Annotated in this window: 19 protein-coding genes; 10 read left to right on the top strand and 9 right to left on the bottom strand. The window is 62.4% G+C overall.

Features of this window, described 5'->3' with window-relative positions; translation table 11 throughout:
• Positions 1-47 precede the first annotated feature (47 nt).
• Positions 48-878 (top strand): hypothetical protein, encoded by an 831-nt coding sequence (locus BLW21_RS20995; RefSeq protein WP_139255033.1) that lies wholly within the window; start codon positions 48-50, stop codon positions 876-878.
• 75 nt (positions 879-953) lie between these two features.
• Here BLW21_RS20995 and BLW21_RS00870 read toward each other — a convergent pair whose 3' ends face one another.
• Positions 954-2,378, bottom strand: coding sequence for a 3' terminal RNA ribose 2'-O-methyltransferase Hen1 (locus tag BLW21_RS00870; RefSeq protein ID WP_092736918.1), 1,425 nt, complete (start codon positions 2,376-2,378; stop codon positions 954-956).
• A 459-nt stretch (positions 2,379-2,837) separates the two neighbouring features.
• On the opposite strand from BLW21_RS00870, the gene yiaA reads away from it, so the two are divergent.
• From yiaA to BLW21_RS00850, 4 genes are all read left to right on the top strand, one after another.
• Positions 2,838-3,272 carry an inner membrane protein YiaA gene (gene yiaA, locus BLW21_RS00865; RefSeq protein WP_092736916.1) on the top strand — a complete coding sequence of 145 codons (435 nt, stop codon included), beginning with the start codon at positions 2,838-2,840 and terminating at the stop codon, positions 3,270-3,272.
• Positions 3,273-3,674: 402 nt separating this feature from the next.
• Entirely contained in the window at positions 3,675-4,682 is a 1,008-nt protein-coding gene (gene bioB, locus BLW21_RS00860) for a biotin synthase BioB (protein WP_092736914.1), read from the top strand.
• 111 nt (positions 4,683-4,793) lie between these two features.
• Positions 4,794-5,057, top strand: a complete 264-nt coding sequence (locus tag BLW21_RS00855) for a hypothetical protein (protein WP_092736912.1) — start codon at positions 4,794-4,796, stop codon at positions 5,055-5,057.
• A gap of 31 nt (positions 5,058-5,088) precedes the next feature.
• Positions 5,089-6,231 carry an aminotransferase class I/II-fold pyridoxal phosphate-dependent enzyme gene (locus tag BLW21_RS00850; protein ID WP_092736910.1) on the top strand — a complete coding sequence of 381 codons (1,143 nt, stop codon included), beginning with the start codon at positions 5,089-5,091 and terminating at the stop codon, positions 6,229-6,231.
• Between the two features lie 50 nt (positions 6,232-6,281).
• Here the strand turns inward: BLW21_RS00850 and BLW21_RS00845 are convergent, their stop codons facing one another.
• Entirely contained in the window at positions 6,282-6,728 is a 447-nt protein-coding gene (locus tag BLW21_RS00845; protein ID WP_092736908.1) for a type I restriction enzyme HsdR N-terminal domain-containing protein, read from the bottom strand.
• Between the two features lie 182 nt (positions 6,729-6,910).
• Here BLW21_RS00845 and BLW21_RS00840 point away from each other — a divergent pair, with 182 nt between their 5' ends.
• Entirely contained in the window at positions 6,911-7,684 is a 774-nt protein-coding gene (locus tag BLW21_RS00840) for an AMP nucleosidase (protein WP_092736906.1), read from the top strand.
• 193 nt (positions 7,685-7,877) lie between these two features.
• The gene (locus tag BLW21_RS00835; protein ID WP_092736903.1) at positions 7,878-9,545 is read left to right on the top strand and encodes an amidohydrolase; all 1,668 of its coding nucleotides are present in this window, start codon (positions 7,878-7,880) and stop codon (positions 9,543-9,545) included.
• A gap of 141 nt (positions 9,546-9,686) precedes the next feature.
• Here BLW21_RS00835 and BLW21_RS00830 read toward each other — a convergent pair whose 3' ends face one another.
• Complete coding sequence (locus tag BLW21_RS00830; protein WP_092736901.1) at positions 9,687-10,205, bottom strand: DinB family protein; 519 nt, start codon at positions 10,203-10,205, stop codon at positions 9,687-9,689.
• A 164-nt stretch (positions 10,206-10,369) separates the two neighbouring features.
• Entirely contained in the window at positions 10,370-11,815 is a 1,446-nt protein-coding gene (locus BLW21_RS00825) for an MFS transporter (RefSeq protein ID WP_092736899.1), read from the bottom strand.
• Positions 11,816-12,120: 305 nt separating this feature from the next.
• Here BLW21_RS00825 and BLW21_RS00820 point away from each other — a divergent pair, with 305 nt between their 5' ends.
• On the top strand, positions 12,121-12,534 hold the full coding sequence (locus BLW21_RS00820) for a hypothetical protein (RefSeq protein ID WP_092736896.1): 414 nt from the start codon (positions 12,121-12,123) through the stop codon (positions 12,532-12,534).
• Between the two features lie 207 nt (positions 12,535-12,741).
• Here BLW21_RS00820 and BLW21_RS00815 read toward each other — a convergent pair whose 3' ends face one another.
• The 5 genes from BLW21_RS00815 to BLW21_RS00795 all read right to left on the bottom strand — a co-directional run bounded on the left by BLW21_RS00815 (position 12,742) and on the right by BLW21_RS00795 (position 19,067).
• Entirely contained in the window at positions 12,742-13,356 is a 615-nt protein-coding gene (locus tag BLW21_RS00815) for a nucleotidyltransferase family protein (protein WP_092736894.1), read from the bottom strand.
• An 84-nt stretch (positions 13,357-13,440) separates the two neighbouring features.
• Complete coding sequence (locus BLW21_RS00810; RefSeq protein ID WP_092736892.1) at positions 13,441-14,631, bottom strand: XdhC family protein; 1,191 nt, start codon at positions 14,629-14,631, stop codon at positions 13,441-13,443.
• A gap of 152 nt (positions 14,632-14,783) precedes the next feature.
• Complete coding sequence (locus BLW21_RS00805) at positions 14,784-17,114, bottom strand: xanthine dehydrogenase family protein molybdopterin-binding subunit (RefSeq protein ID WP_092736890.1); 2,331 nt, start codon at positions 17,112-17,114, stop codon at positions 14,784-14,786.
• Between the two features lie 112 nt (positions 17,115-17,226).
• The gene (locus BLW21_RS00800) at positions 17,227-18,210 is read right to left on the bottom strand and encodes an FAD binding domain-containing protein (protein WP_092736887.1); all 984 of its coding nucleotides are present in this window, start codon (positions 18,208-18,210) and stop codon (positions 17,227-17,229) included.
• A 239-nt stretch (positions 18,211-18,449) separates the two neighbouring features.
• Positions 18,450-19,067 (bottom strand): (2Fe-2S)-binding protein, encoded by a 618-nt coding sequence (locus tag BLW21_RS00795; protein ID WP_092736885.1) that lies wholly within the window; start codon positions 19,065-19,067, stop codon positions 18,450-18,452.
• A gap of 277 nt (positions 19,068-19,344) precedes the next feature.
• Here BLW21_RS00795 and BLW21_RS00790 point away from each other — a divergent pair, with 277 nt between their 5' ends.
• Together BLW21_RS00790 and BLW21_RS00785 are read left to right on the top strand one after the other, a co-directional pair.
• On the top strand, positions 19,345-19,803 hold the full coding sequence (locus tag BLW21_RS00790; protein WP_092736883.1) for a hypothetical protein: 459 nt from the start codon (positions 19,345-19,347) through the stop codon (positions 19,801-19,803).
• 279 nt (positions 19,804-20,082) lie between these two features.
• Entirely contained in the window at positions 20,083-20,607 is a 525-nt protein-coding gene (locus BLW21_RS00785) for a fasciclin domain-containing protein (RefSeq protein ID WP_245711771.1), read from the top strand.
• Positions 20,608-20,671: the final 64 nt, after the last annotated feature.

Here is a 20,671-nt window from a genome sequence, read left to right as displayed (position 1 = left end):
CAAAGGTATTTTAGGGAAATAGACTATCTCACCTGAATTGCGAGTATATGACGCTCTTAATAAGTTGGCTTGGTGTGGATTCGAGAAAACCAGCATCAATCTATGTTGCTAGTGATAGTCGAATATCATGGCCTGACGGCTCTATCTTTGATTATGGCAAGAAAACTTTCAATTGCAAAAATTATCCTGATGTATTCGGTTATTGCGGTGACGTTCTGTTTCCTTCAGTTGTTTTAAACCAACTGGTTGAAATCATTGACCAAGGCCTACTTTTTCAATCAGAGTGGAATTGCGAGCAGAAGTCTCAAGCTTTCATTGATAAGTTCATCGCTTTGTTTAATAGCTATCCGAATCAAAAATGGATTGCAACAGATGCGCTCGAAGTAATACATTGTAGTAGAGATGAATCAAGTAACTTCTTTTCCAGAAAAATAAGGTGGACAAAGGCTTCTAAAAAATGGAAAGCCGAGAGCGTTAAGTTTGAATCATATTCCGATAAGCTTTTTGTAACTGGTTCAGGGGCAAAGGAATTTTTGATGAAATATGAGACTTATTGGGAAAGCGAGAACAAATACACCAGTCGTGCACTATTTCAATGTTTTTGTCATACTTTAGCAGATATTCAAAACAAGTCGTGTGGTGGGGCACCACAGCTTGTTGGTTTGTACAGAATTAAGAATGGTAAAAGCTTTGGTATAATCAGCCAACGTCAGAGGTTCTTTCAGGGTATGAGAGTCGACAACTTGACGAATTTTGATAGTGTAGAATGGCGTAATGAGCTATTTGAGAGATGTAGTGGTGATACTACGTTAAGAATTGAAGGCGCTCAAAGTCAACCTAATCCTTTGCTTCGAGACGCTAATGGAGCAACTCCCTGAGCTACCAACAAGGTAGTGCGAGGTGCTGTCGGCAACTTGGCGATAACTCGCCAAGTTGCCTACTCAGGGTAATTATTATGCCCCAAACACCGCCATCTGCGACGGGGCGCCCACGCCTTCCACTTCCTCGCCCATGCTTTCCAGGCGCACCTTATACCCGTGGCGCTCGGCCACGCCGGCGGCCCAGGCGGCAAACTCGGCGCGGGTCCACTCGAAACGGTGGTTGGTGTGGCGGAACTCGCCAGCGTGGAGCTTCTCGAAGAGCTGGTTGTAGTCGGCGTTGGGGCTCGTGACGAACACATGTGCCGGGCGGGCCTGGCCGAACACCACGGCTTCGAGGCTGGCCAGGCGGTTTTCGTCGAGGTGCTCAATTACTTCCACCAGCGCCGCCGCATCGAAGCCGCCGAGGCGCTCGTCGCGGTAGAGCAATGAGCCCTGGATGAGGTCGAGGCGGGCGCGTTGGCGCGGGGGCATCTCATCGAGGTGCAGGCGGCTGGCGGCGCGGGTTAGCGCCTGGTGCGACACGTCCATGCCCAGGATGTGCTCGATTTTGGGTTGCTTGAGCAGCAGACGCAGCAGCTTGCCTTCGCCGCAACCTAGGTCGAGCACCCGCTTGGGGCCCAGCTGCCGGATTTCCTGCGCCACCTGCTCCAGGCGCTGGTCGTGGAGCGAAACCCTCACGGCCGCTGGTTCGGGGGCCGGCGTGGTGCCCGCTTCGTTGGTAGCCGGAGGAGCTGGGTCAGCGGCAGCTTCTTCGGTTTCCTCGCCCGCCAGCAACCGCTCCAGCGTGGGGTTCACGTAGGCGGCCAGGTTGCGCAGGTAGCGCCGCGTGATGAAGTCGCGCTCGGGGTGCTGGGGCAGCCAGCCGGCCCCGCGGTGCAGCAGCTTTTCGGCCTCGTTTTCCCCAATGTAGTAGTGCTTGTCGTTGTCGAGCACCGGCAGCAACACATACAGGTGGGTCAGCACATCCTGCAGGCGCAAGCCCGCGTGGTGCAGGTGCAGCGTGTGGTAGCGGCTGTTGCCCCACTCGGGCACCGTGGGGTCGAGTGGCGTGGACTCCACTTGCACATCGTAGCCCAGGGGCCCAAACAGGCGGCGCGGCCAGTCGGGGCCGGGGGCCGATACCACGGCCACTTTCACGGTCAGCGGCAGGGCCTGTTCGGGCAATCCGGGCTTGTCTTTGCAGGTACCGTTCATGGCCGTGTTAAAGGCCTTACTCAGTGCGGCGCTGAAGAACGAGGAGGCCACGTAGGGCCGGTCATTCACGTACTGCTGCAGCGCAAACCCCTCGCCCGACGACCCATCTTTGCCCCGCACGAGGCCCACAGGGTCGAGTTCGAGCAGCAGGGCGGCGGTGCAGCGCTCGGCGGTGGCTTCGGGATAGAAAATGTGCGCCTGGCCCCCGGCTATTTCGAGGCTTTGCAGCCGGGCCGGATTCTTATGCAGCAGATAGCCCAAATCGGTGGCGGGCTGGTAGGTGGTGGATAGGGTAAGAAGCATCGACTAACCGGACAAAGAGCAATTGGCGGCTCAATATAGGCAGCACCTTTACAATGCTGCTGTAGCGCTGCTAGCACTGGTTCGGCAGGCGGTAACGGGGCTATATAGCCGCTCCGCAATAAACTTTTACCTTGGCAGCACCAGTCCGGCCAATATGTGGCCGCATCCACATCAACAACGCGCTTGGTTACACCTAAAAACTCCTTTTTAAAAGTCGGATTATTGATCTATCAGGCAGGCTGAAATACAGCGGACTATCAGATGAAATCTAGCTTTGTACGCTGCATTACCTTTTTCACGCGCTAGGCACTGGTTTCCAGCATCTCCACAAAGCGGTCTTGCCAAAGTCTGAAATGACGGAACCTTGGGGCTACCGGCCTGGAAAGGCCGCGTATGTTTGGAATGTCGGACGGGTTACCGCCGGCTGTGCTCTCTCCACCTCTTTTACCGCCAATTGCCATGAACGCTCCCCTCGCCAAAACCTCCAATGCCTTTGTGGCCGCCTCGTGGTTTGCCCTGCTCGCCGGGATGGGCGCCTTCATCGTCGGCCTCTGGAATGCGCAGATGCTGCTCAATGAGAAAGGCTACTACTTCACTATCCTTATGTACGGACTGTTTTCGGCCATTTCGCTTCAGAAATCGGTACGCGACCAACTCGATGGGATTCCGGTAACCAACATTTACTACGGCCTGAGCTGGTTCTCCACCATCCTCTCCATTGCCTTGCTCACGGTGGGTCTGTGGAACGCCACGCTCACTCTGAGCGAAAAAGGGTTCTACGGTATGTCGTTTCTGCTGAGTTTGTTCGCGGCCATTGCCGTGCAGAAAAACACCCGTGACAACAAAGGCAGCAGCGACACTCCAGTTGCGGAGAATCGCTATAACGCCGAGTAAGCAGCCCGCTGCTTACATACGCCCTTGTTTGAGCGAGTATTCTGAAGCCCCGCTTCGGGGTACTCGCTCGCTGTTTCTCAGCCAACCAGATAATTCCTGAAATCTGTTTTAAGATGCTTGCTGAGACCGTTAGCAGGGCGTAGAGACGCACTAGTTGAAGTCTCATCGTTGCTGATATTGACCGTTTCGCACGCCTATTCAACGGCGAGACGCAAAATATTGCGTCTCTACGCCCCTCAGGCTGCCTCCAACCGCTGCTAAGCGCGGATACTCTGGCCCCGCTGAGTATCTTGCGGCCCACAAGTAAAGCTGTTGGCCGTTGGCCATTTTCTGTTAGCTCACTCCCTGACAGCAACGCCACCCAAAGCCAACAGCCATCAGCTACCCGCTAATAGCTCAAAAATGATCCGCACCGACTGGACCCTTGCCGAAGTAACCGCCCTCTATAACCAGCCCGTGCTGGAACTCGTCACCCAGGCTGCCGCCATCCACGCCCAAACCCAGGCCACCGGCGAAGTGCAGGTATGCACGCTGCTGAGCGTGAAAACCGGCGGCTGCCCCGAAGACTGCGCCTACTGCCCCCAGGCCGCCCGCTACCACACGGGCGTGCAGGCCCACAAGTTGCTGCCCGACGCCGAGGTACTAGCCTCGGCCCAGCGCGCCCGCGACGCCGGCTCCACCCGCTTCTGCATGGGCGCGGCCTGGCGCGAAATCCGCGACAACCGCGACTTTGACCGCGTGCTGGGCATGGTGGAGCAGGTAAACGGCCTCGGGTTGGAAGTGTGCTGCACCCTGGGCATGCTGAACGAGTACCAGGCCGAGCGCCTGAAAGCGGCCGGCCTCTACGCCTACAACCACAACCTCGACACCAGCCGCGAGAAGTACGACGACATCATCACGACGCGCACCTATGACGACCGGCTGAACACGCTGGAGCACGTGCGCAAAGCGGGTATTTCGGTGTGCTCGGGCGGCATTATCGGCCTCGGCGAAACCGACGAAGACCGCATAGCCATGCTGCATACGCTGGCCACGCTGGTTGCTCACCCCGAAAGTGTGCCGGTAAACGCGCTGGTACCCGTGGAAGGTACCCCCCTGGCCGAGCAGCCCCGCGTGAGCGTTTGGGAGATGCTGCGCATGATTGCCACGGCCCGCATCCTAATGCCGAATACGATGGTGCGCCTCTCGGCCGGCCGCCAGGAAATGCCCGTTACCGAGCAGGCCCTGTGCTTTTTGGCGGGTGCCAACTCCATCTTCTCGGGTGAAAAGCTGCTGACCACCCCCAACCCCGACTTCGACGCCGATCAGCAGATGTTCGCTTTGCTCGGCCTCAAGCCCCGTAAGTCGTTCAAGGATGTGCCCGAGGGCGCCGTGCTGATGGGCCGCGGCAAGGCGCCGGTAGAGGCGTAGGCACTGGATTGAGCCCCCAAAACGTGTCATGCCGAGCAGGTGGCTCCATGCGCCACCTGCTCGGCATGACACTGTTTTTTTCTTCCTGACTTCTCTTCCTCAACTCTTCCCATGGAAATTCCCTTCGACCTCAACCTCGACTACACGTACGCCGAAAGCATCCGCCAGCAACATGAGGCACGTGAGGCGCACGAGCTGATTTCGGAGCTGGAAGACAAAATTGGGTCGGCGCTGAGTTTGGTGATGCAGCGCCACGGCGTATTGCCCGCCGTCGGCGACCGGGTGGAAGTAGATTCGGAATGGCTGGTTATCAACGCCCGCACCTTCGGGCAGGATGGCAGCGTGTGGTTATCGGCCAAACAGTTTGAAGGATAATTTTATGTCCTCCTGCGCATGCCGCGCGACTATGCCTTCTTCCCTGCACCAGCGCCTGGCCGCCGAGTTGGCCCGGCGCGACACCGCCGGTACCCGCCGCCGCCTGCCCACCCCGCCCGCACCCGGCCTCACCGATTTTAGCTCCAACGACTACCTGGGCCTGAGCCGGCACCCGCAGGTGCAGGCGGCGGTACAGGCGGCCACCCAACTGCCGGCCGGCAGCACCGGCTCGCGCCTGCTCACTGGTAACTCGGCCGCTGCTGAGGCGCTCGAAAACCACCTAGCCCACTTCCACGGGGCCGAGGCGGCGCTGCTGTTCAACTCGGGCTACGCGGCTAACCTGGGCTTCTTCGGGGCCGTGCCCCGGCGCGGCGACACCATTCTCTACGACGAGGCCAGCCATGCCTCCGTCAAGGACGGCATCCGGGCCACGCCGGCCACTGCCTGGAGCTTCCGTCACCACGATTTGGCCGACCTGGAACGCAAGGCTGCCCGCGCCACCGGCGCCGTTTTCGTGGCCGTAGAGGCGCTGTACTCGATGGACGGCGACGTAGCTCCGCTGGCCGAGCTGGCCGCCCTCTGCCAGCGCCTGGGCCTGTATCTGGTGGTCGATGAGGCGCATACCAACGGCCTTTACGGCCTGCGGGGCGAAGGGCTGGTGGCGGCGCTGGGGCTGCAGGATGCTGTATTTGCCCGCATCCTCACCTTCGGTAAGGCCCTCGGCAGCCAGGGCGCGGCTGTGGCTGGCTCGGCCCTGCTGCGCGACTACCTGCTCAACTTCAGCCGGCCCTTCATCTATACCACGGCATTACCCCCGACCACAGTGGCCGGCCTTGCGGCGGCCTACGAACTGCTACCCGGGTTACAGCCAGCCCGCGAGCAGCTTTTCCGGCTTTCCGACTACCTGAAAGTCACGCTCAACGCTGTATCCAGCCTGCACGTACCGGACAGCAGCCACGTTATCCACCCGGTTTTCTTCACCCAAAACCCCGGCCCCGCCGCCGTGCGCGCCGTGGCCGCCGCCGCCCAGGCCGCCGGCTTCGATGTACGCGCCATTGTGGCGCCTACCGTACCCGCTGGCACCGAACGGCTCCGGCTCATTGTGCATTCCTTCAACACTGAAGCGGAAATCGATGCGCTGGCGGCGGCACTGGGGTTAGCTGTTAGCTGTTAGCTGTTAGCTGTTAGCTGAACGAACGGAGGCTATCAGCTAATAGCTCTCAGCTAACAGCTATAAAATGGCACTTCGTTCAGCCGCTCGTTGGTGCGGTTTATGGCGTCCACGCGCCAGCAGTAGTGCTCCAGGCCGTTGCTGAGCAGCAGCAGGGGCGCGCCGATGGTGAGGTTGTAGGTGGCAATCTGGTGGGCGACGGCGGGCGTGATGGGCACCGTGGGGCGCTTGCACTCGACCAGCAGCAGCGGCTGGCCGGTGGCGTCGAGGGCCAGCAGATCGGTGCGTTTCTGGCGTTTGTTGTACTGGTGGCCGCGCTCCAGGCTTAGCAGGCCCTTGGGGTAGCCACGATGGTTGATGAGGTAATGCACCAAATGCTGGCGCACCCACTCCTCGGGCGTGAGCGCAACGTGGCGGCGGCGCAGTACATCCCAGATTAGCAGATTTTCGCCGCTTTGTGTAACTTTGGCTTCGAAAGGCGGCAGGTTCAACTCTTGCATCACCTCCAAAGGTACGGCCCCGGGGCATGTCTCCCGCTTTTCATTCCGTGCCGTCGCTTCCCCGTTCCGGGCACCGACGGCTTTTTTGTACCTACCCTTTTCCGGTTGATTGAGCCGGCCGCTGCCCCCAGCCGCTGCCGGTTTCGGTGTAACCTTATCCTTTGCAACCTGAACCCTTTTGTATGAAAACGAAAGCTGACATTGTTAAAAACTGGCTCCCACGCTATACCGGAGTCGAATTAGAGGAATTCGGGCAGTATATTCTGCTCACCAACTTCGCGAATTATGTAACTATGTTTGCCGAGCAGTTCGGCACCGAAGTGCGCGGCCTCGACAAGCCCATGCAGACGGCCACGGCCGGCGGCATCACCATCATCAACTTCGGCATGGGCTCCCCGATGGCGGCTACCGTCATGGACCTGCTGTCGGCCATTGAGCCCAAGGCGGCCCTGTTTCTGGGCAAGTGCGGCGGCCTCAAAAGCAACACCAAGCTCGGCGACCTGATCCTGCCCATCGCCGCTATCCGGGGCGAGGGTACGTCTGATGACTACCTGCCGGCCGAAATTCCGGCCCTGCCCTCCTTCCGTTTGCAGCGCGCCGTGAGCAGCGTCATCAAGAAATTTGAGCTGGACTACTGGACCGGCACGGTGTACACCACCAACCGCCGCGTGTGGGAGCACGATGAAGCCTTCAAAGAATACCTGCGCCAGATCCGGGCCATGGCTGTGGACATGGAAACGGCCACCATCTTCACCGTGGGCTTCGTGAACGGCATTCCCCACGGCGCCCTGCTGCTGGTGAGCGACAACCCCATGACGCCCGAGGGCGTGAAGACGTCGGAAAGCGACAAGAAGGTAACCGCCGACTACGTGAAAAACCACCTGAAAATCGGCATCGAGTCGCTGCTGGAGTTGAAGAACTCCGGCGAGTCGGTAAAGCACATGCGCTTCGACTAGCACGGCTTTTTAACCGTCAAAAGAACGTGTCATCCTGAGCGGAGCGAAGGATCTTATCACGCGTGAATGACCGTAACAACGGCTTGTTTACGCGTGATAAGATCCTTCGCTCCGCTCAGGATGACACGTTCTTTTTTGCGCTGGTATCTTGCTCCCGGATTTTCTACCCTACCGACCACTCTTTCCCGCCCCTATGCTTCCACGTTTCCGCTCTTTGCTGGCCCTGCCCCTGCTTGCGGCCGGCTTCAGTGCCTGCCAGTCTAACTCGGCCGGCAACCGCCAGCCCGTCGACCTACTCGTGTACAACGCCACCGTCTACACCGTGGATTCGGCCTTCAGCCAGGCCCAGGCGTTTGCCGTGCAGGATGGCAAGTTTGTGGGCGTGGGCACGGCCGAGGAACTGCGCGGCAAGTTTGCGGCCAAGGAGGAAGTCGATGCCCAGGGCCAGTTCATTTACCCGGGCTTCTACGACGCGCACTGCCACTTCTACCGCTACGGCCTGGGCCTGCGCGACGCCGATTTGGTGGGCACCAATTCCTGGGGCGAAGTGATTCAGCAGCTCCAGAAGCAGCGGCAGCAGTACCCCCAGGCGGCTTGGCTCACGGGCCGGGGCTGGGACCAGAACGACTGGAACCGCAAGGAATTCCCGACTAAGGATACCCTCGACGCCCTATTCCCGAACACGCCGGTCTTCATCATCCGGGTTGATGGGCACGCGGCCCTCGTCAATCAGAAGGCCCTGGACCTGGCCGGCATCACGGCCCGCACGCCCATCAGCGGCGGCACCATAACCCGCGACAGCAACGGCAAACTCACCGGCCTATTGGTTGATAACGCCGTGGACCTGGTGTCGGGCAAGATTCCGGAGCCGACGGCTGCCGAAGCCGAAACGATGCTGCTCCAGGCCCAGCAGCAGTGCCTGGCCGTGGGCCTGACCAGCATGGCCGACGCCGGTTTGGAAAAAGCCCAGGTCGACCGCCTCGACCAGCTCCAGACAGCCGGCAAGCTCAAGGTGCGCCTCTACGCCATGCTGGCCCCCACCACCGAAAACAAGGACTTCTACCTCAAAAACGGGCCCATCTTCAAGGACAGGCTCACCGTCAACTCCTTCAAGGTGTACGCCGACGGCGCCCTGGGCTCCCGGGGCGCCTGCCTGGTAGAGCCCTACCACGACAAGCCCAAGGAAACGGGCTTCCTGCTCTCCACCGAAAAGGAATTCCGGGACCTGGCGAAGCTGCTGGCGGCCAGCAAATTCCAGATGAACACCCACGCCATCGGCGACTCGGCCAACCGCATCATCCTCAACATCTACGGTGAGGCGCTGAAAGGCCAGAAAGACCGCCGCTGGCGCATCGAGCACGCCCAGGTCGTCACGCCAGCCGATATGGGCAAGTTCGGGCAGTTCGGCATCGTGCCCTCGGTGCAGCCCACCCACGCCACCTCCGACATGTACTGGGCCGGCGAGCGGCTCGGGGCCGAGCGCCTGAAAACGGCCTACGCCTACGCCGAGCTGCTCCGGCAGTACGGCCAGCTGGCCCTGGGCAGTGATTTCCCGGTCGAGGACATCAACCCGCTCTTCGGCTTCCACTCGGCCGTGGCCCGGCAGGATGCCAAGAACTACCCCGCCGGCGGCTTCCAGATGGAAAACGCCATTTCCCGCGAGCAGGCCCTGCGCGGCATGACCACCTGGGCCGCCCACGCCGCCTTCGAGGAAAAGCAGAAAGGCCAGATCAAGCCCGGCATGGTGGCCGATTTCGTCATGCTGAAAACCGATTTGCTGAAGATGCCCAATGAGCAATTGCGCGGCGCGAAGGTGCAGCAAACCTGGATTGCGGGCGAGCGGGTGTTTGTGGTGAAGTAGAAACAGCACGTCATTCAGAGCGAAGCGAAGAATCTCGCGTGCTGACGTTGTAATAGTAGCCCTTCGTTAGGATTACCATTACAACGTCAGCACGCGAGATTCTTCGCTTTGCGCTGAATGACGTGCTGTTTCTACCTTCTCTTATCCCCAGATTTTATCGTCTGCCGAGGGGCCGTACATGGCGGGCAGCGGGATATCAAGCAGGCGCAGGTACACGCTGAGCTGGCCGCGGTGGTGGATGCTGTGGTTGAGGCCCATGATGCGGATGGCGGTGGCTTTGGGCATTTCCAGCAGCGTCTGCTCGCCGCGGTGGAGGCGGAAGCCGTCCGTTAGCTTTTCGTCGTCGGATTCCTGCAGGGCGGCGCGCAGGCTGGCGCTGGCTTCATCGAAGCGGGCCAGCAGCCCCTCGTGGCTTGTGGGCGCGGGGCCGGGCTTGGGGCCGTTGGGGTCGAGAAAGTCGCGGCTCGGGTGCTGCACGAACAGCTGCTTAAAAGCCAGCAAGTTCACGATATGCACGGCCAGTTGGCCCAGCTTCATGCTCTTGGGGTGCGGCTGGTAATCGGCCTGCTCGAAGGGCACCAGGGCCAGCAGCTTGCGGGTGGTCACCAGCTCGTGGTCGAGTTCGGCGAGGATGTTCTGTTGGAGAGAGGACGTGTGCATCTGGTTGAATTAAAGAGTTATCAATTTCCTGTCATCCTGAGCATTCCGCGCATCAAGCGGCGACGAAGGACCTTGTACCACATCACGGTGGGTGGTACAAGGTCCTTCGTCGCCGCTTGATGCGCGGAATGCTCAGGATGACAGTAGTATTTTGCTCCTCTACCCTACAGCGGTGTGCCGGCCGCTACCGAAGCCGGTGGAGGGCCGGGGAAGGTGTCGGGAGCGGTGCCGGAATCTTCGCGGAGCTTGCGGCCGCGCAGCTGAAGCAGGAAATACAGGCCCAGGATGAAGAACACGATGAGGGCCAGGATGCTGTAGCGCATGTTGCCACCCATGATTTGCGAGATGCCGCCGAACACCAGCAGGCCGATAACGATGCCCACCTTCTCGGTTACGTCGAAGAAGCTGAAGTAGGCGGCCGGGTTGGGCGTATTTTCGGGGATGATTTTGGAGTAGGTGGAGCGCGAGAGGCTCTGCACGGCCCCCATCGTGAGGCCGATAACCGAGGCCAGTGCGTAGAAGCTCCAGCCGGCCTGCACAAAGTAGCCGGCCACGCAAATCAGCATCCAGATGAACACGGCCCAGCTCAGGGCGCGGGTGTTGCCAATGCGCTCGGAGAGCTTGGCAAACAGCCAGGCGCCTAGTATGCCCACCAGCTGCAGCAACAGAATGGTCATGATGAGAGCCGACGTTTCCAGCTTCAGCTCCTCCGAACCGAACAGCGTGGCCACGTACATCACCGTCTGCACGCCCATGTTGTAGGTGAAGTAGGCCAGCAGAAACCGCTTGAGGTTGGGCTGGTGCTTGGTTTCCTCCCACACCTTACCCAGCTCGCGGAAGCCGTTGAGCACCCAGCCCGAGTCGTTGGTGGCCCCGGCGGGGCGGCCGGGGTCGGCGGGCAGCGTGGCGAAAGGAATCTGGGCGAAGCCGGCCCACCACAGGCCCGTGAGCAAAAAGCTCAGGCGGGTGGCCTCGCCCACTTCCAGCCCAAACAGCGGCGTGCCCGACAGCGTGGGCCCCTGAATGAGCACCAAGCACATAACCAGCAGCAGCACCGAGCCGATGTAGCCCATGGAGAAGCCCCGGGCCGAGAGCGAGTCGAACTGCTCTTCCGACGAAATATCGGGCAGGTAGGAATTGTAGAACACAATGGAGCCCGAGAAGCCCACTGTGGCCATGATGAAGATGAACACGCCCATGGTAAACGTGCTGGCGTCGAAGAAATACAGGCCCGCGCACGAGGCCGCCCCGAGGTAGCAGAACACCTGCATAAACAGCTTCCGCCGGCCCGAATAATCGGCCAGGGCCGTGAGCAGCGGGCTGATGAGGGCAATGATGAGGAAGGCCGCCGACACCGAATAGTTCTGCAGCGAAGTACCCGGAATGTGCACGCCCAGAAACTCGACGGGCGTTTTGCCGCTGTCGGTGCCCGTGAGGTCTTTCACCACCGAGCCCCAGTAAATCGGGAAGATGGAGCTGGTTATCACCAGCGGGTACACCGAGTTGGCCCAGTCGTAGAACGTCCAGCCCCGGGTGATGCGCTTGTCGTCCTTGGGAATGTTGTGGAAGCCGGCTTCGGGCGAGGCAACGGCGGCGGCAGGTTCGGGCATGAGGAGGATGGTTGGAAGTAGTGCGGGCAAGATAACGGGATTTCACGGCTGCAGTTGCCGCAGGATGGGCCGGCTGCCGCAGGCTATGCCGCCGGCGCAGCCCCCACCGGCGACGAAAGCAGCGCAGAGAATCAGCGCGGCGTTACACTCCGGCAATGAGGTTTACGATTTGATGATGAAATGGACACGCTGAGTTTCCCGCAGGGCGCGCCCGGACGGCCACCTTTGTGTCGGGAAACGGCCACCCTCACCCAGTCCTCAGTTCATACCCGTTTCATTTTTCATCCTTCCTTAGCCTTTAAGCCATGAAAAAGAACCTGCTTGCCCTGTTGCTCGGTTACGGCCTGCTCGCCGCCTCGGCGCTGTCGCGCTCCGCCACGGCCCGCCCGCGTTGGATGGCCGCAGAGGCCGAAGCCCAGGCCGTCAACCTCAGCCAAATCGACTCCTTGCGCTACCTGGTGCGCATCAGTAATCCCCGCCAGCAGGCCACCCGCCTGCGTTTTGTCAGCTACCCCGGCAACCAGCTGCTTTACGAAACCTACAGCCGGCAGCCCACCTGCGGCCAGCAGCTGAACCTAAGCCAACTGGCCGACGGGACCTACGGGGTGGAGGTCAGCATCGGGACGGTGCAGTATTGCTATACCCTCCAGTTGCAGTCCACCACCCGCCGCCAGGCCCAGCTGAAGGCCGCCCTTCGCCCGCCGCTAGCGCGCCGGTAGCCCCAGCCGCATCCGTTTCCCTACTTCCCCCCGAAAAGATCTGCCCGCCTGGGTGGGTCTTTTCGTCGTTGCGCGGGCTTATCATCGGGGCAGGCGGCAGGATTTGCCGCGTGAGGAGCATGGTAGTGAACTCCCCCAGAAAGAGCCACCCTGCCGGAATGGGCAGGGTGGCGGACAAGGCAAGCAAAGCTGGTATTTCGAAAAAAGCTAGGAATGCTTAGGAGATGCCTCTACGCCCGGCCGGCCGGCCACCAGCGCCGCGTACTGGGCCTCCGTATCCACATCCACCGCCCCGGCCGCAAACGGCACCGTAGCGACCAGCTCCGGGTACTGTTTCAGCAGAGCGGCAGCCCCGGCCGAATCGGGCAGCTGGCGCAGCAGGGGCAGCACTTGTGCCCCGAACAGCACCGGCACACCCCGGGTACCGGCGTAGGCACTGGCCACGATGGGCTGGCCAGTGGCTTCGTGCGTTGCGGCCAGTTGCCGCAACAGCGCGGGCGTTACGTGGGGCTGGTCGCAGAGTAGCACGGTAACGGCGGATGGCGCAGTGGAGTCCAGCGCGGCCAGCCCGGTTTTGAGCGACGCGCCCATGCCCCGCTCCCACTCTGCGCACCGCACCACTCGCACCGCTAGGCCCGCCAGATCCGGCAGCAGCTCCTCATGACGCGCCCCGGTCACCACGACTACCGGCGCGCCGGCCGCGGCGGCTACGGCGGTTTCGGCGGCCCGGCGCAGGAGCGTTTGGCCCTGGTAGGGTAGCAGCTGTTTGGGGCGGCCGAGGCGGGAGGAAGCGCCGGCGGCGAGCAGGAGGATGGCGGTCATAAGCTTTGTTACACGAAACGACCGGACTACGAAAGTTTGTTTCGTGGGCCGGCCGTTCTACGATATGCGAAGCAAAGGCTCGCGCTACAGCGCACACGCAACGTCCACGCGGCCTTCGGGGACCAGGGGGCCGTCGGAGCGCAGGGGCGGGTGGATGGGATGGGGCGAGTCGCGGAGGAAGCCGGCGGGGCGGCCGGTGAGGACGGCCTGGATTTCGGCCACTACCGACAGGGCAATTTCCTCCGGCGTTTCGGCCCCCAGGTTCAGGCCGATGGGGCTGTGGATGCGGCCCTGCAAGCGCTGGGCCGCGTCGGGGAAGTCCTGGGTGAGCTCTGCGAGCAGGCGCTCGTACTTCTTGCGCGGCCCCAGCAGCCCGAGGTAGGTGGTAGTGGGGTCGGGCAGCAGGTGGCGCAACACGGCCAGGTCGTAGTAGTAGTTGTGGGTCATCAGCAGGGCGAAGCTGCCATCGTGGGGCTCCGCTCCTACCTGCGCCAGGGGCAGCACCCGCACTTCGTCGGCTTCGGGGAAGCGGTTCACGGCGGCCTGGGCCGGACGACCATCCACCACGCGCACCCGCCAGCCGAGGCCGGCGGCCAGGCGCACCAACGGCTGTACATCATTACCGGCCCCGTACACGGTCAGGCGCACGGGTGGGCGCAGGATTTCCAGGCTCACCCGCACCACGCTGCCACTTTCAGGGTAGTGGCGGGTGGCGGGCTGACCGGCCGCCAAAGCGGCGCGGGCATCGGTGAGTAGCTGGCTGTACAGGTCGGCGTGGGCGGGCAGGGTACTTTCCACGGTTCCGTCGGCCAGCAGCAGCAGCCGCTCCCCTACCCGCACCGCCGATTCAGGCCCGGTAGTGCCGAATATGGTCACGATGACGGCGGGCGCTTCCACGCCCCCGGCCCAGCGGCGCAGCAGTTCCACGGGGTTGTCGGGGTCCTGGAAATCGAGGGGTTCGAGTAGAATCTGGACGATGCCCTGGCAGCCCAGGGCGGCCCCGAATTGCAGGTCGTCGTCGGGGTCGGTGGAGTCGTAGGTAACCACCGTGGGGCGGCCCTGCTGAATTACGCGGCGGGCGCGCTGGCGGGCGTCGCCCTCAAGGCAGCCCCCGCTGATGGCCCCCGTGAGCTGGCCTTCATCGGTCACGAGCATGCGGGCGCCGGGGCGGCGGTAGGCCGAGCCGGCCACGTCCACCACCGAGGCCAGGGCGCAGGCCCGGCCGGCGGCGCGGTGCTCGTCGTAAGCGATGAGAAGACGTTGGAGTTCGGTCATATTTATAAAGCTGTTAGCTTTCGTTCTGGTGTTCACCCCACCCCCCGGCCCCCTCCCCTCCGGGAGAGGGGGAGCCAGACGCAAAATCGTTGAACGAAACCGTTAGGCTCCCCCTCTCCCGGAGGGGAGGGGGCCGGGGGGTGGGGTAAGCCTTACGCCGGCTGGCGCAGGGCCTCCAGCACCTTATCGGGGGTGATGGGGAGGCTGCGCATGCGGCGGCCGGTGGCGTTGAAGATGGCGTTGCCCACGGCTGCGGCCACGCCTACCATGCCCAGTTCGCCGATGCCCTTCACCCCCAGATAGTTGATGTAGGGGTCAGTTTCGGGCACGAACTCCACTTTAATATCGGGGATGTCGGCGTTGACGGGGACGTGGTAGCCGGCCAGGTCGGCGTTGGTGTAGCGGGCGTAGTTAGGGTCGCGGAAGGTGTCCTCCATCAGGGCCGCGCCGATGCCGTAGATGGCCCCGCCCGTCATCTGGCTGGTGGCGGTTTTCAGGTTGAGCACCGTGCCCACGCCGTGCACGCCCACCCAGCGGGTGATGCGCACCGTGCCCAGATCGGGGTCCACTTCTACCTCGCAGAAGTGCGCCCCAAAGGAGTGCATGGAGTGGCCGCCCGATACCTTTTCCTTCTTGTCGTTGTTCTCGTCGGCCCCATTCTGGCCGAAGTTCTTCTCCTCGTAGCCCGCGCCGTACTTGCCGGTGCCGCTGCCCTCAATATCAGGCTGGCCGCTGCGGCCGAGGGTGGCCAATAGCGTTTCGCCCTTCTTGGGGTCTTTGATGAGGAACATGCGGCCCAGCTCCACCTTCACATCAGCAGGCTTGGCTTTGTAGAGGGGCGACTTCTTGTCGGCCACCGCCATCTTCACCACTTTGTCCCACACGTCTTCAGCGGCGGCCATAATGGACGAGGCTACCGTGCCGGCCGCCACCGAGCCGCCCGAACCGGGGGCCGTGGGCAGGCGGGTGTCGCCGAGCTCGAAGCGTATTTTCTCGGGCGGCAAACCCAGCGCATCGGCCGAAACCTGAGTCATGACGGTGTAGGTGCCGGTGCCCAGGTCGGTGGCGCCGGCTTCCACCACGGCGTGGCCGTCGGCGAAGAGGCGGACCCGGGCCGTGCCCTGGGAGCTGTGCACCGGGTAGCTGGCCGTGGCCATGCCGTGGCCCACCAGCACGCGGCCCTTGCGGTTCTGGCCGGGCTTGGCGTTGCGCTTATCCCAACCGAAGAGCTCGGCTCCGCGGGTGTAGCACTGCTTGAGGCTCTTGCTGCTCCAGGGCTTGTTGTTGCTGTAATCGTGGTCGGCGTAGTTGCGGAGGCGGATTTCGAGCGGGTCGATGCCCAGCTGGTTGGCCACGTCATCGAGGGAGCTTTCCAGGGCAAACGAGCCGGGGGCCTCGCCGGGCGCGCGCATCCACACCGAGGTCATCACGTTGGCCCGGGCCAGCTCGTAGGTGGTGGAGTAGTTCGGACAGGCGTAGAGCATGTCCAGGATCTTGCCGTTCGACTCGGTGTAGTTGTCCCAGGGGGAAGTCGTGGCGCGCTTGGTGTGCACCAATGATACCAGCTTGCCGTCGGCCGTGGCGCCCATTTTCAGGGTCTGCTCCTGGTCTTCGCGGTGGCCGACGCCGGTGAACATCTGCTGGCGCGTGAGCACCAGCTTCACCGGCCGGTTCACGGCCTTGGCGGCCAGCACCGTCAGGATAGTGTGGGGCCAGAACGAGCCCTTGCAGCCGAAGCCGCCGCCGATGTACTTGGTCACGACCCGGATCTGCTCCCGGGGCATACCCAGCAGATCGGCCAGCGCGCCCTGATGCATGGTCACGTTCTGGCTCGACTCGTACACCGTCAGCTTATCGGCGCCCTCCCACACGGCCAGCGTGGCGGCGGGCTCCATGGGGCTGTGGTGGTTGATGGCGTGCACGTAGGTGGCCTCGTGCTTGATGGCGGCTCCGTCGTAGGCCTGCTGGGGGTTGCCGCGTACCACGTGGCTGTCTTTCTTGCCCTGCTGAATTTTCTGGGGGTCGAAGAGCTCCGCCTTGGGGTCGTGGAAGGAGTCGATGGGCGCCTCGGCCTGGTAGGTTACCTGGATGAGGGCCGCCGCCTGGGTGGCCGCCTCCAGCGTAGCCGCTACCACCAGGGCTACCGGCTGACCGGCGTACTGCACTTGGTCGTCCTGCATGGGCAGGTAGCTCTGGGCCGCCCGCCACTTCTCCACCTGCTTAGGCGTTTTGGCCGGCTTGGGCAGGTTCTGGTGGGTGAAGATGTTGAGGATGCCCGGCTCCTTGGCCGCCCGCGTGGTATCGATGCTGGTGATGCGCCCCTTGGCGATGGTGCTGGTCTTGAGCACGCCGTACACCGTGCCGGGCACGCTTATTTCGGCCGAGTAGCGGGCCGCGCCGGTTACCTTGGCCGGGCCGTCCACCCGGTCCATTGGTTTGCCGACTACGTTGGTGGGGGCGTTCTTTGTCTGGTTGGTTTCCATTTGATTCAGTAGTTGTTTTCTCGCAGAGGTCCGCAGAGGGATGCGCGGAGGTAAAAGGAGGTTTTCTTGTTAACCTCTGCGCATCCCTCTGCGGACCTCTGCGAGAAATAAGTTAGGCGGCCACTTCACTCAAGGCCCGCACCAGCGTATTCTGGGCCATTTCTACCTTGAAGGCGTTGTGCTCCCGGGGCTTGGCCCCGCGCAACGCGGCTTCGGCGGCAGCCCGAAACACGGCTTCCGAAGGCGCTTTGCCCACCAGCATTTTCTCGGCTTCGGGCGAGCGCCAGGGCTGGGCACCCACGCCACCTAAGGCCACTTTGGCCGCCCGGATAACGCCTCCCTGCACCTCCAGCCCCACCGCGGCCGAGGCCAGCGCGTAGGCGTAGGAAGTCCGCTCGCGCACTTTCAGGTACATGGATTTCTGGGCCGCCGCGGTCTGCGGAATGGTCACGGCCACAATCAGCTCGTCGTCTTCGAGCACGGTTTCCTTCTGGGGCGTGCTGCCGGGCAGCAGATAGAACTTCGTGATGGGCACCTCGCGCTGCTTGCCCTTGGCATTTTCCAGGGTCAGCACGGCGTCGAGGGCAACGAGGGCCACCGACAGGTCGCCGGGGTAGCTGGTGGCAATGCAGGCGTCGCTGGTGCCGAGGATGGCCAGGTTACGATTGTCGCCCTCGATGGCGGGGCAGCCGGTGCCGGGCTCGCGCTTGTTGCAGGGAAACGCCGTGTCGCGGAAATAGCCGCAGCGGGTGCGTTGCAGCACGTTGCCCCCAATGCTGGCCATGTTGCGCAGCTGGGCCGAGGCCGCCAGCAGCAGCGACTGCGACACGGCCGGGAAGTTCTGCACCACCAGCGGGTGCTCGCCCACGTCGCTCATGCGCTCCAGGGCCCCGATGCGCAGGCCGTTCTTGGTCATCTCGATGCCCCGGAAGGGCAGCATGTTCACGTCGATGAGCTGGTCGTGGTTTTCCACGTTCAGCTTCATCAGGTCCAGCAGCGTGGTGCCCCCGGCAATGAAAGCGGCCGATTTATCGTCGCGCTTGGCCGTGGTGGCTTCCTTGGCTTTATCGGCTTGGATATAGGAGAAGTTATTCATGGTTGAGTTGGGGCTAGGAGGAGGCTTAGATGAAGGGAGGGCAGTTTGGCAGGGGTAGCAGGGGAAAAGAGAACGTCATGCTGAGCGTGTGGCGCATCAAGCCAGTGTCCGGAGGCGCAGTCGAAGCATCTCTACCGCAGTAGTAATCCTGTATAATGAGTAGCAGCACAACGAAGCGGTAGAGCTGCTTCGGCTGCGCTCAGCATGACGTTCCTCTGCCTGCTAAAACCAAACGCCCCCTACCCCATCTGCGTTTTCGCTTCCAGAATGGCGGCCGTGATGTTAGGGTAGGCGCTGCACCGGCACAGGTTGCCGCTCATCCACTCGCGCACTTCGTCGGCCGAGCCCGCGTGGCCCTCCTGCACGCAGGCCACGGCCGACATAATCTGGCCGGGGGTGCAGTAGCCGCACTGGAAACCGTCGTGCTTGAGGAAGGCGGCCTGCATGGGGTGCAGCTCCTCCCCTTTGGCCAGGCCCTCGATGGTGGTAATTTCCTTGCCCTGGGTCATCACAGCCAGCGTGAGGCAGCTGTTCACGCGCTTGCCGTCCACGAGTACGGTGCAGGCCCCGCACTGGCCATGGTCGCAGCCCTTCTTCGAGCCCGTCAGGTCGAGGTACTCGCGCAACGCGTCGAGCAGGGTTACGCGGGGTTCGGCCCGGATGGCGCGCACGGCGCCGTTTACTTTCAGGCTGATGGTGGACACGCCTTCCACTTTCTTCGAGAGGGCCGTCAGGCGCTCGGCCTGGCTGATAAAGGGCGGAGCCAGGGCCAGCCCCAGAAAGCCGCCGGCCTGTTTCATGAAGGTGCGGCGCGAGCCGTCGGGGTTAAGCGGGGCGGGGGTAGTAGGGGCAGACATAAAGCAGGAACGGAGTAGAAGAATGGCCCGCCACCGGGCCGGGCGGGCAGGTAGTACTGGCATACGCAACCCACCGGATGTGTGTTCCCAATGGCGGCGGCTACCAACGGTTCAGTCGGTAAAACCTGCCTTTGGCCGTTATGTTGCGTTCGTCGGCCCAGAATAAGGCCCGGCAGTTAGCTTGCCACCGGAACCGAATGCAGCTTTACGGGCAGGCACCCTGTCCTGGCGGCCTTGTACGCCACCCGCCGGCTGCCCGCAAGCCCCCTCCCGCCGCATGCTCCACCAGCATATCCCTTCTTTCTGCCTGCAAACCGACCCCGGCTCGGGCCTGTTGCGGGTGCAGTACCAGATGGGAGCCGAATCGGTGCTGCGCCGCCAGGAGGTGACGGCTCTGCTCAGGCTGGCCGGCGGATACGCCGTGCGCCGCCTGCTTATTGATATGCGCACGGTGCCGCTGCTGTCGGTGTACGATGAGTTGTGGCTGGGCACCCACTTTATGCCGGCCCTCGTGGCCCTGCCCCTGGAGCGGCTGGTACTCATTGTGGGCAGCCACCAAACCTACCACCAGCTGGCCATCGATGCGCTGCACGACCTGATAAAGCCCGCCATCCGCTTCGACGCGCAGTACTTCGACGACCCCGAAACGGCCCTGTACTGGCTGACCGATGACGGCCCCCAGGTGCCCGCGCTGCTGGCCGAATGGACCAACCGGCCAGCCCCGCCGAAGCCCTGAGCCAGCGTGAAGCAACGCGTAGCGGCGGCCGCTTACCAAACGCCTCTTACGCAACTCAGAGACGCCTATTTGTGCCCTGTAGCTGGATCGAGCTGCCCGAACGGCGCGAGCAATCAGCCGCGTACCTGAGGCGCTGCACCGCCCGGGCGCTGCCACTTCCAGCGCCTCAGCTGGCCCCAATTTCGTACAACCCCATTTACCTTAAACGCGTAACTTATTACCAAACAACACTTTAATCTAACACCCTCAACTATGCGCAGCAAATCACTCTTTTCTATTATGCTCGCCGGTCTGCTCACGTTTGGTTTGAGCACCGCCGCCTCGGCCCAAACCGGCGCACCGCTCACGCAGAAAGCCAACGGCAACCTGCTCCAGATGTCGAAGCTCTCCAACAGCCATACTACCCTGATGAAAGCCGTGTCGGCGGCCGGGCTCGATGAGCAGGCCCGCGGCGCCACCAAGTACACCGTATTCGCCCCCACCAACGCCGCCTTCGACAAGCTGCCCGCCGGCACGCTCGACAACCTGCTGCTGCCCGCCAGCAAAAGCCAGCTGGCCCTGCTCATTTCCTACCACGTAGTGCCCGGCTCCTACCTGGCGGCCAACCTCAAAAACGGCCAGACGCTGACCACCGTGCAGGGCGAAACCCTCACCGTAATGCGCCAGGGCGATTCTATCCTGATCAAGGACGCCAAGGGCAACATGGCCACTGTCGTCAACACCGACATCGTGGCCGAAAACGGCATTGTGCAGTCGGTTGATGCCGTGCTGATGCCCACCAGCCTGACGGGCGCGAAGAAGTAAGCCGCACCCGCCCATTCCGGAAGCCCCCGCCTGGTTCTGCAAGGAGCCGGGCGGGGGCTTTTTT

The organism is Hymenobacter psychrophilus (assembly GCF_900107135.1).
GTDB lineage: Bacteria > Bacteroidota > Bacteroidia > Cytophagales > Hymenobacteraceae > Hymenobacter > Hymenobacter psychrophilus.
This window is presented reverse-complemented; position numbering and strand designations above follow the sequence as displayed.